This window comes from Dolichospermum sp. LEGE 00246, assembly GCF_015207865.1.
GTDB classification, from domain to species: domain Bacteria; phylum Cyanobacteriota; class Cyanobacteriia; order Cyanobacteriales; family Nostocaceae; genus Dolichospermum; species Dolichospermum heterosporum.
This window is the reverse complement of record NZ_JADEWA010000163.1, coordinates 1-10,729: the sequence shown is the minus strand read 5'-3', so window position 1 is coordinate 10,729 and position 10,729 is coordinate 1. Positions and strand designations below refer to the sequence as shown.

General features: G+C 39.0%; 9 protein-coding genes and 1 rRNA gene. 5 read left to right on the top strand and 5 right to left on the bottom strand.

Features of this window, described 5'->3' with window-relative positions; genetic code table 11:
* Positions 1–158: ribosomal RNA gene (locus IQ228_RS12665) — 16S ribosomal RNA — on the bottom strand; the annotation flags it as partial.
* A 312-nt stretch (positions 159–470) separates the two neighbouring features.
* On the opposite strand from IQ228_RS12665, the gene glyQ reads away from it, so the two are divergent.
* Together glyQ and IQ228_RS12655 are read left to right on the top strand one after the other, a co-directional pair.
* Entirely contained in the window at positions 471–1,352 is an 882-nt protein-coding gene (gene glyQ / locus IQ228_RS12660) for a glycine--tRNA ligase subunit alpha (RefSeq protein ID WP_027401638.1), read from the top strand.
* Positions 1,353–1,796: 444 nt separating this feature from the next.
* Positions 1,797–2,285, top strand: a complete 489-nt coding sequence (locus tag IQ228_RS12655; RefSeq protein ID WP_027401637.1) for a DUF4079 domain-containing protein — start codon at positions 1,797–1,799, stop codon at positions 2,283–2,285.
* A 139-nt stretch (positions 2,286–2,424) separates the two neighbouring features.
* On the opposite strand, the gene IQ228_RS27135 is transcribed toward IQ228_RS12655, so the two are convergent.
* Entirely contained in the window at positions 2,425–2,550 is a 126-nt protein-coding gene (locus tag IQ228_RS27135; protein WP_255549973.1) for a hypothetical protein, read from the bottom strand.
* Between the two features lie 878 nt (positions 2,551–3,428).
* Here IQ228_RS27135 and IQ228_RS12650 point away from each other — a divergent pair.
* Together IQ228_RS12650 and IQ228_RS12645 are read left to right on the top strand one after the other, a co-directional pair.
* Positions 3,429–3,677 (top strand): hypothetical protein, encoded by a 249-nt coding sequence (locus IQ228_RS12650; RefSeq protein ID WP_027401636.1) that lies wholly within the window; start codon positions 3,429–3,431, stop codon positions 3,675–3,677.
* A 2-nt stretch (positions 3,678–3,679) separates the two neighbouring features.
* Positions 3,680–4,906, top strand: coding sequence for a murein transglycosylase A (locus IQ228_RS12645; RefSeq protein WP_027401635.1), 1,227 nt, complete (start codon positions 3,680–3,682; stop codon positions 4,904–4,906).
* Positions 4,907–4,973: 67 nt separating this feature from the next.
* Here the strand turns inward: IQ228_RS12645 and IQ228_RS12640 are convergent, their stop codons facing one another.
* A complete protein-coding gene (locus IQ228_RS12640) occupies positions 4,974–5,846 on the bottom strand; it encodes a DUF5895 domain-containing protein (protein WP_027401634.1) in 873 nt (290 codons plus the stop codon).
* A 238-nt stretch (positions 5,847–6,084) separates the two neighbouring features.
* Complete coding sequence (locus tag IQ228_RS12635) at positions 6,085–7,428, bottom strand: histidine phosphatase family protein (RefSeq protein WP_027401633.1); 1,344 nt, start codon at positions 7,426–7,428, stop codon at positions 6,085–6,087.
* Positions 7,429–7,850: 422 nt separating this feature from the next.
* Between IQ228_RS12635 and IQ228_RS12630 the strand changes: the two genes are divergently transcribed.
* Positions 7,851–9,383 carry a GMC oxidoreductase gene (locus IQ228_RS12630; protein WP_193962997.1) on the top strand — a complete coding sequence of 511 codons (1,533 nt, stop codon included), beginning with the start codon at positions 7,851–7,853 and terminating at the stop codon, positions 9,381–9,383.
* Positions 9,384–9,789: 406 nt separating this feature from the next.
* On the opposite strand, the gene IQ228_RS12625 is transcribed toward IQ228_RS12630, so the two are convergent.
* Positions 9,790–10,389: a Uma2 family endonuclease gene (locus IQ228_RS12625; protein ID WP_193962996.1), complete on the bottom strand. Its 600-nt coding sequence runs from the start codon at positions 10,387–10,389 to the stop codon at positions 9,790–9,792.
* Positions 10,390–10,729 lie beyond the last annotated feature (340 nt).

The window sequence follows — 10,729 nt, the reverse complement described above, 5'->3', positions numbered from 1 at the left end:
GGTATTAGCCACCGTTTCCAGTGGTTGTCCCCAACCTGAAGGTAGATTCTTACGCGTTACTCACCCGTCCGCCACTATCTCCGAAAAGACCGTTCGACTTGCATGTGTTAAGCATACCGCCAGCGTTCATCCTGAGCCAGGATCAAACTCTCCATTTTGGTTCGTCTGTTATAAAGCTCTTTCTTAACCGTTTTTACAACCACGGTCAGGTTATTTTCTTTCTGACGCAGGGTACTTGTTGTATTCTGGCTTTCAAACTATAATATTTTCAAGGTTCGGTGTGCTGTTCAGTGTTGCCTCTTTTTGGCTGCTCTGTTCGGCACTTATTTAATATATCGAATCTACTTTGGTTTGTCAACTACTTTGGCAAACTATTTTTCGGTTTGTTTTTTATTTGCCTGAAAACTGCTCATAATGCTGGGTTTAGTCCACAATGGTTTAGGCATTGTTGACTCAAGGAAGAGTAGATAGTGAATTTTCAGTCAGTAATAGCGATATTGCATCAGTTTTGGGAACAGCGTGGATGCTTGATTGCCCAGCCCTATGACATGGAGAAGGGCGCGGGTACTAAGAATCCCCATACTTTTTTGAGAGCTTTGGGACCTGAACCTTGGGCTGTGGCTTATGTTGAACCTTGTCGTCGTCCGACTGATGGACGTTACGGCGAAAATCCGAATCGGTTTCAGCATTATTATCAATATCAAGTGTTGATTAAGCCGTCACCGGATGATATTCAGGAAATTTATCTTGATTCTCTACGGGCGTTGGGGATTTGTCCTGAAGACCACGATATTCGGTTTGTGGAGGATAATTGGGAAGATGCGACGGTGGGTGCTTGGGGTACTGGCTGGGAAGTGTGGTTAGATGGGATGGAAATTACTCAGTTTACATATTTCCAACAATGTGGAGGAATTGATTGTCGTCCTGTGTCCATTGAGATTACCTATGGTTTGGAGCGCTTGGTGATGTACCTTCAGCAGGTGGAGGCTATTACTAAGATTCAATGGACTGATAACATTACTTATGGTGATGTTCATCTTCAGGGTGAGATTGAACAGTGTACTTATAATTTCGAAGCGTCAAATCCTGAGATGTTGCTGACGCTGTTTGGTTTATATGAGCAGGAGGCTACACAATTAACGGAACGAGGATTGGTTTTACCTAGTTTGGATTATGTGATTAAGTGTTCTCATGCTTTTAATTTGCTTGATGCTAGAGGGGTAATTTCTGTGACGGAACGGACTCGTTACATTACTAGGATTCGGCATTTGGCGAGGAAGGTGGCTCATTTATATGTTGAGCAAAGGGAAAAGTTAGGTTTTCCACTTTTGATGAATACTTTAGAAGATTAATCTTAGGGACTTCCAATTAAAAAAATACCCAAAAATCTCTTGTGGTGCGGGCATCTTGCCCGCTAATCATCAAGGACGGGCAGGATGCCCATCCCACAAAATTGGGTAATTTATTTTTTGGTGTTCCCTTAAGCAATCGGATTTTTATTCAGATTTTTTTCAATACCTTTGATATACATAGGACTCCTATTTGATTTTTGAACAAAACTCGGTACACCTTAATATTCTGGAATCGTCTTGCCTTTTGCCTCTTGCCTTCCTAAGTAGAAAAATATGGCTAACGCCGCGCTCCGCTATCAGGAATCAAACCGGATTCCTATATGTCTATATTGACATTTTTATCTTGATCATAGATAAAAAATATTCAAATATTATTGATAACCGATTAAATCACCTAAGTCCTAACTAAGTTAAAATTAGTTAAGTTTAAGAAATGTAAAGAAAATGGCAGAAAAATTGAGTCAACTCCTAGAACCGATTGCAGCTTGGTTTCGTTCTCTAGGTGTTCCTGAAGCGGTCGTACATTGGGGACATCCGGCAATGATGGGGATTGTGATTTTTGTGGTGGGGACTTTTGTGGGGGTGACGGGTTGGCGTGGTAAGTTGTTGGAGGGGAAGGATAAGGATGCAGCTATTCAAAGCCGTAATGCTCATCGTCAATTAGCTCCTTGGTTGTTTGTATTTTTGGCGGGTGGCTATACTGGCGGGGTTTTGTCGTTGGTGATGCAGCAAAAACCACTGTTTGAAAGTCCTCATTTTTGGACTGGTTCGCTGGTGTTGATCTTGTTATTGATTAATGGTGTGATTTCTCTGAGTGGATTTTTTGGGGATAAGGCTGGGTTGCGTGCGGTTCATGCTTATTTAGGGACTACAACACTTTTGATTATGTTTGTTCATGCTGTTTTAGGTTTGAATTTGGGAATTTCTTTGTAATTTTGTGATTGCCAAAGCTACCAAAGATGAATTATATCTGTGCAAAGCAGGTTAAATATATGCTGTATTCTCTGGGCTTGGTGCTTTGGCATTTATTTTGATTTATGATGCAGGCGAGTGGAATAATTATCTGTCTTAGTTATATTTTGAGTTTGCTGTTTACGGCAATTCCTTGGGGATGGTGACAAGTTCGTGAGAAAATTGGGCGATCGCAAGCTCGTTTATTAGGTGTTCCTGAAAGTCCCCTTGTCAAGTAATTGGACAAAAATATTTACAGTCATTGCGAGGGAAGGGAAGCAATCACAACCCTTGGAATTGCTTCATTTCACTTCGTTCCATATAGCTAACGCCACGCTACGCAATGACATTGTGTAATTAATTCTGTCTCACTACTTACAATTCTGATGAGTATCAGTATTTAGTTTCGGTGTGAGAATACGCTGACTTTGGTTTGCTCAGGAAGTAGACTGAAAACCGTCCCTGACACAGCAGCAACGGTTGAGGGATTTTGTTGATCAACTTCTTGAAGAATTGGACAAACAGTAATATATGGATAGTTATGAGTAGAAATTATCAAGCTGTTTCTACCCCAGACAATCAAAACCTAAAAACTCAAAAAGTTGTTAGGTTTTGATGTTTTTAAGTGAAGGAAGCGACCTTGGAAATCAAAGGGACGATAATTCATCCGTTGAAATACTGAATAATCTCAATATTTCTTATAGAAGTCATAGATAAGAATGTGAAAACCAGAGTATTATTAATAACTAATTAAATTACTTGGGCTATAATAGGTTAAACTTGGTTAAGGACTTCCAATTAAAAAAATACCCAAAAATTTCTTGTGGTGCGGGACGAATTGCCCGCTAATCATCAAGGACGGGCAGGATGCCCATCCCACGAAATTGGGTAATTTATTTATTGGTGTTCCCTTAAGTTTAAGAAAGGTAAAGAAAATGGCAGAAAAATTGAGTCAACTCCTAGTGGCCTGTCAAGCTTAAAATTGTCTGTATCCAATTTTGGGAATCTTTGATTTGAGAACCGATTAAACACAAAAACAAAATTGACAGGCCACTAGATAATTCTTTTCATTATGGTGCGAGGTGGTTAACAATGGAGAAGATGTATTTTTAGTAGTGTAAATTTATGCCTAGAACTCCTAACGAATATGCTGTCTTTTTGCTGTTAGACAATGGACATCGGGAAGAAGTGCGTTTTTCTACCTTTCCAGAATTTCAAAAATGGTATAGCGGCGTATTAACTCCAAAGCAGGATTCAAATGAGTTTATTAACGTACCGATTAAGAATATTCAAGGCGAATATCTAGTGGTGCGTCCGTCCAAGATTGCAGGAATTCGGGTAGAACCTGTTTTTAATTCTAGTATTGAAAGATAAACATGAGAAAAAACCTTACTTTGCTTGCCTTAAGTCTGGGAATTGCCTTTATAAATCCACTTTCCTCAGTTGTAGCTCAAGCTCCTAATTCGCAGCCAGTCACGATACCAGTGACCCCGGAAATACCACCTGTAGTAGTACCAGCCCTCGAACCTATTAATTTAGAAACTGTTTGTACCCCCCAGAATTGCTTAGGTTTAGATGAACAACTTTGGGGTAAACAGGGTGATAAACAAGCATTGCTGACCTCCATAGATAACAGTTTGCGCTATTTGGCAACTAATAAAGCTGTTACAGCCTATCAAAATTACCCAATTAAGGAAATTACCCTCAATCGGGTGCAGCGGAGTTTGGTACGCTTTCGGCAATTGGTTGTGAGTTCTCAGTCGGCGGCTGAACTACAAGCTGCTGTGCGGCGAGAGTTTGTCTTTTACCAGTCTGTAGGCAACGATGGCAAGGGAACTGTTAAGTTTACAGCTTATTATGAGCCTGTGTATGTTGCCAGCCGAGTTAGAACTGCTGTATACAAGTATCCTCTTTATAGTCTGCCGCCAGATTTCCAGAAATGGACAAAACCCCATCCTAAACGGATTGATTTGGAAGGCAAAAATGGGTTGCTGGGGGATAAAAGCAAGTTACGAGGGTTAGAAATTGTCTGGTTTAGTAATCGTCTAGATCCATACATGGTTCAGATCCAAGGTTCTGCCCAAATTAAATTAACTAATGGGCAAAGAACATCTGTTGGTTATGCTGGAGGAACTGATTATGCTTGGACTTCTATCGGTAAAGAGCTAGCAAAAGATGGGAAACTGCCACTGAGTGGTTTAACCATGCCTAAGTTAATTACTTATTTTCGCCAAAATCCCAAGGAGTTAAGTAATTATTTACCACGTTGGGAAAGGTTTGTTTTCTTTGCAGAAACCAACGGTACGCCTGCTACAGGTAGTATTGTTGTCCCTGTCACCGCGGAACGTTCCATTGCTACAGATAAGTCTGTGATGCCACCGGGCGCACTGGCGCTGATTATCAATTCCTTTCCCTATCCTACTAATCGTGGCAAACTGGAATCTCGTCTAGTTAACCGTTTTGTTTTAGATCAGGATACAGGCAGTGCGATTAAAGGACCAGGAAGAGTTGATTATTTCATGGGTTCTGGTCAATTAGCAGGCGATCGCGCTGGTATTTCTGGCGGTAACGGTTCACTATTCTATTTACTATTGAAAGAATAGGTAATTGGTAATTGGTAATTGGTAATTGGTAATTGGTAATTACTCCCCAATCCCCAATCCCCAATCCCTAATAAGGTGGATAACTAAATTCATCGTCATCCGCATATACATAAGAATTGGTAACACCAGACGTTTCTACCTTAGAAGCCTCTGGTTTAATTACTTCCTTACCAAATTCTTTGTATTCTTCAAAAGCCTTACAAATAATTTCCGACTCAGGAGAGTCTGAAGCAATCATATAATCTGTTAAAGTGGAAATCGTGGGATGTTTATAATCTACAGTTGAAGCCACCAAAGCAATATTCGGTTCTATTCCTCTTTCTTCAGGTTCGATTATAGGGCAAAAAATCCCATGAGCATGGAATAAAGGACCTTTAGGAGTTAGTGGTTTTTTTTGAAACCCAGCATAAGCTTTTTCCAATTCCCCAGCAAAACCGCCAGTAATTCGCCCTTGTTGATATTCAGCGTAATTTTTCCCAAAACTAGCGCCGGGTGAACCACTCAGAGTTAGTTGCAGAGGTGATTGATGCAAGAACTTTTTATCTTCACCGACTAAAAAAATCAAATGGCGAGTATAAATTTTAAATTTAAGTTTATCAGCTAAAAACTCTTCTTTGTAATCTTTGTATGTACCTAATCTAATCTTGGTTTCCCGATCTTGTACCGACAACGGACCACGACGCACTATCACTAATCTAGGAGTAGTAGTAATAAATATTGTTTCTACTTCTCCAGAACTAAATTCATGTTCCACCTGTTGCCAATTATCATCTGGCTGAAATCCAACAGATTGAGCATTATCGCGGCTAATCGCTAAACCATAGCTTTGTAAACCATCTGTACCATACCGAGGATTGATCATTAAACCCCAGGGAATCACTTGGGACGGTGGGGCGTTGAACTTTTCGTCTTCAAAGTCGAATTTAGCAGATGCTTTCATGATTTTAGAATATCAGTGTGTTTAATTTAATAAGTCTATCGTTTGTACCATATTTTGTACCATCTATCTCCGGTATCAGGCACTTTGTGAATTAGATTGTAACAATTTCCGTTTAAATCCATTAATTCATCCCTTCTTATCTGCGTTTATCTGCGTTTATCTGCGTTCAATTATTCTTAATCTCCTACTCTATTTGATATTAGGGCAATTCATCAATTACCCTAACAACTTATCTCAACTACAATGCACCAGCCGCAGTTTTATCGAGAACACTATTACTTAAATGCCCAGTAATATTCATCGCTTGCAAAACTGGATAACCTTGAATACCGTCAGGATAATCAATCACACTCACAGCACCATTACCTTGACGGAAGTTCCAGAAATTCTCGTTAGATAAACCCAGAATATGGCATAGTAAGGTTTTATTAGTGGCATCATGGGCAACGACTAATCCTAGTTGTAATTGCTGGGTTTGGGCATTTTCAACTATAGTATTCCAATCAGCAACACTACGTTCTTTTACCTGTGTTAAATTTTCTCCTTGTGGCATTTGCACATTGGCGGGGATTGTGCGCCAACTTTCTAATTCTCCAGGAAATTCTTGCTCAATTTCTGATTCAAATTTGCCTTCCCAAAGTCCGTGACTAATTTCTCTCAAACCAGCAAATAGTTCTAAGTTTAAACTGGCATGATACTTTAAGATAATTTCCGCTGTTTCCTTGGGACGGGACATCGTGCTGCTAACTGCAAAATCAATATTTACGTCTTTGAGAAATTCTGCGGCTTTTGCGGCTTGGTTTCTACCATGATCATTGAGGGGAATATCAATTTGTCCTTGAAATTTACCTTGACGATTCCATTCCGTTTCCCCATGACGGACTAATAATAATCTTACACCTTTGTGACCAGGACGTAGAGAAGGGAAAGTTTCACCCAGATGTTGGGTTTGATTCATAGATTCTAACTGCACAGTTTCGCCTAAACCACCGGCAAAATTCAAAATACTAATACCGCAGTTAGACTGTTGTAAACAATGGTAACGACTGGGGGAAATTCCCAACGCGGTGCTAATTAAGGCACGATTGATGCCATTATGACCCACAATCAGGATAGTTTCCCCTTGGTGTTGGGGGAGAATATCTTGCCAAAATTGCTTGGCTTGGGCGTATAAAGCCAGAACCGGGAAATGTTCTTTAGTTCCTGAAGGTTCATCTAAAACCATGCGAAACTCGTGGGGATGTTTTTTCCAGGTGCGGTAATCTTCAGTAAACTGTTCTTGGACTTCACTTGTAGTCATTCCTACCCATAAGGGTAAATCAACTTCTACCAACTGTTCATCAATTTGAATGACAGCAGATTGTGTAGCCAATTGACTGCGGATAATTTCGGCTGTGGATTTAGCTCGCTGGAGGGGACTACTATAAATAGCTTGAAAGGAAATACTACTGAGGGCAATACCAGCTTGACTGGCATCATTTTGACCTTTGGCGGTTAAAGATGAGGCATCAGTACGCCCTTGAATACGTTTTTCTATATTGTAGGTACTTTGACCATGACGCACGATGATCACACGGGTCATTTTTTTTGTTTCCTCTATGCAAAGCCCTAATTTTACTACAAAATGTTCCGACTGGGCGATCACTCTCCCTGCTGATGATCTTTAAAATACAGACTTAATAATTAAGATAGGCTAAATTAATGGCTAACCTGTAATTTTAAACAACATAATTCATCTATTTTAACTAGCTGAATAGGTGGAAGTAGAATAGCTATATTTGCTTCCGGTTCTAGAGCAAAAAATATTCAGAAGGAATAGGAATCAATAGGGAACAGAAAAAACTCATGTTTAGAAACATGAGATTGAAATAATGACACTATTTTTTTGGGCTACGCATCTTTTAAAAACATCCTTTTTTGACTGAGATTTAAACTCTGAAAATTTAGTTTCTTATCTGTTCCCTATTCCCTGTTCCCTGTTCCCCGTCCCTTTTTTTGTAAACAATGACTGTCAATCATTACGACTTTATCATCGTTGGTACTGGTGCTGGAGGTGGAACTTTAGCCTACAAATTAGCATCCAGCGGCAAGAAAATTTTAGTTTTAGAACAAGGTAATTTTTTACCTAAAGAAAAAGCTAATTGGGATACTCAAGAAGTTTCTCGGAAAGAACGCTATCGGACTAGTGAACTATGGTACGACAAACACGGGAAAGCTATCAAACCGCTCACACATTATTATGTAGGTGGTAATACTAAATTTTATGGTGGGACTTTGTTTAGATTGCGTGAACGAGATTTTGAAAAGGTTATTCATGAAGATGGGATTTCTCCAGAATGGCCATTAAAATATCAAGATTTCGCTCCCTACTATGACGAAGCAGAAAAACTCTATGATGTACATGGTAAGCGAGGACTTGACCCTACTGAACCGCAGATTAATCAAGAATATCCTTTTTCACCATTGAGTCATGAGCCTTATATTCAAGAAGTCCATGATTCTTTAAAATATCAAGGTTTTCATCCTTTTTATCAACCACTGGCTATCAAACTCAATGAGGTAAATCGGAGTTTAAGTGCTTGTATTCGTTGTCATACTTGTGATGGTTTTCCGTGTTTAATTGATGGTAAAGCTGATGCGGATATTAATTGTGTTCGTCCAGCAATGAATTATCCAAATATCACATTAATAACTGAAGCAAAGGTAGTATGTTTACATACTAGCCCATCGGGTCGAGAAGTGACTGGAGTGGAAGTAGAAATAGGAAATCAACGGCAGATATTTTCTGGGGATATTGTGGTATTAGCTTGTGGTGCAGTTAATTCGGCATTGCTGTTACTGAAATCTGCTAATGAGCAACACCCCAATGGATTAGCTAATAGTTCTAATCTTGTGGGACGCAATTACATGACACATAATTTTGCTGTGGTTATGACTTTGAGTACCCAGCCCAATCATCCGGTTTTCCCAAAAACTTTGGCTATTACTGATTTTTATTGGGGAAATCAAGATTTTACTTATCCGATGGGGAGTGTGCAATTACTTGGTGGGGCAAATAAGGATAAAATACTTGCTTATGGTCCGCCTTTGATGCCTAATTTTATAGCTGAGGCTATAGCTAATCATTCTCTATCTTGGTTAGTGATCACAGAGGATTTACCAGATTTTAACAATAGGGTTTTGAGTAGAAATGGGCAGGTTTTCCTGGAATATACTCATAATAATCAAAGGGCTTTTAATAAATTAATTCAGCAATGGATTCAGGTTTTACAATCAATTTCTGTCTTTAAATCAATGGGAACTTTACATATTCCTCAAAAAATGGGTTTAAGAGAAGTGACTCATCAATGTGGTACTTGTCGTTTTGGTGAAGATGCAAATACTTCGGTTTTGGATATCAATTGTCGGACTCATGATGTTGATAATCTTTATGTTGTTGATGGGAGCTTTTTTCCTTCTAGTGCTGCGGTAAATCCTTCATTAACTATTATTGCTAATGCTTTGCGGGTGGGAGAATATTTGTTGACAAGGATATAGTATTTGTGGTGGGGATGGGATACAATTAAGGGCGGGGAAACCCCTACAGGTCACGGTAAGCATTTTTTGTCAGAATCAGGATGCCTAGGATTAAAGGATGTACAGGATGAAAATAGGGATTTTATCACTAATTACCTATTGGCGATCGCCTGCGTGGCGTAGCCATAGTCGAAGTATCAGCCTTAACTAGATAACTAGCAATTTGAGTTAATAATATTTTTGATTGGTTTAAAAATTTGAAATGTCTAGCGTATCCATAATTAGACAAGTCAACTTTTAAAAGTGGATGATAAAAAAAGTGTTATGGTGATCTGTCGTTATTTGATAATAATACCTGAGTTCCGTCTGCTCCTCTAGCAAAATCTAAACTGTCTAAATGCTGCATAGTTGAAAATATATATCTAATCTAAAAAGATAATTCTTGAAATAACTCTATCAAAGGCAGATTAAAATTAGGAATAACATCTTCTCCATTAAGACTATCTTCCAATTGCAAAAGCTGTGATGGCTTAGGTTTGCGATAAACTAATACACATTCTTCATCTGGCAAAATTACCCATGCTAAACGAGTTCCGTTTTCAAAATACTCTACTAATTTATTATGAATTTCTTCAAAAGTATTATTAGGAGAAATAATTTCTACAGCTAAATCAGGAGTGCCATCAAAAAAACCTTTGGGTAATCGTTTTAAACCTTGTAACCTTTCTTTATCAATAAAAGCCAGATCAGGTGATATTTTGTTACCAGTTTTCATTTTAAAAGCAGTGCTAGAATCACAAGTTATACCGAGTTTATGATCACGCACAAAACCTGTTAAAAAATATCCAAGAGTTAGAGCTAAGTAGCCATGTTCTACACCTGAATTTGCCACAATAATTAGCTCTCCGTCCACATATTCATAAAGATGATCATTTTCCTGCAATAACATAAATTGCTCATCTGTCAAAGCCTGATGATTAGCTAAAGGTTGAATTAATTCTAAATTTGTGATTGCAGCTTGTGTCATTAGATTTAACTCCACAGATGAAACTAATATCAACAATTATACAGCCCTGGCGAATAGAATATGGCTTCGCCTCCCGTTAGGGATACACGACTATACAAACAAAGTCCGCCTGCGCGGACTAAGATTAAATTAAGGTCTTTAACCTGCGAAGGCAGGTTTTGTTTGTGTAGATGCGGTTTCTAACCGCCGATTTCACTTCCAATTAAAAAAATACCCTTAGAGGATGTTTTAAAAGTATTAGATGAAACCGATAATCTCCAAAAACCTAACCCCCCTGCCCCCTTCCCTACGAGGGAAGGGGGTTTTCAAAGCCTCTCCCCGCTTCGGGGAGAGGTTTGGA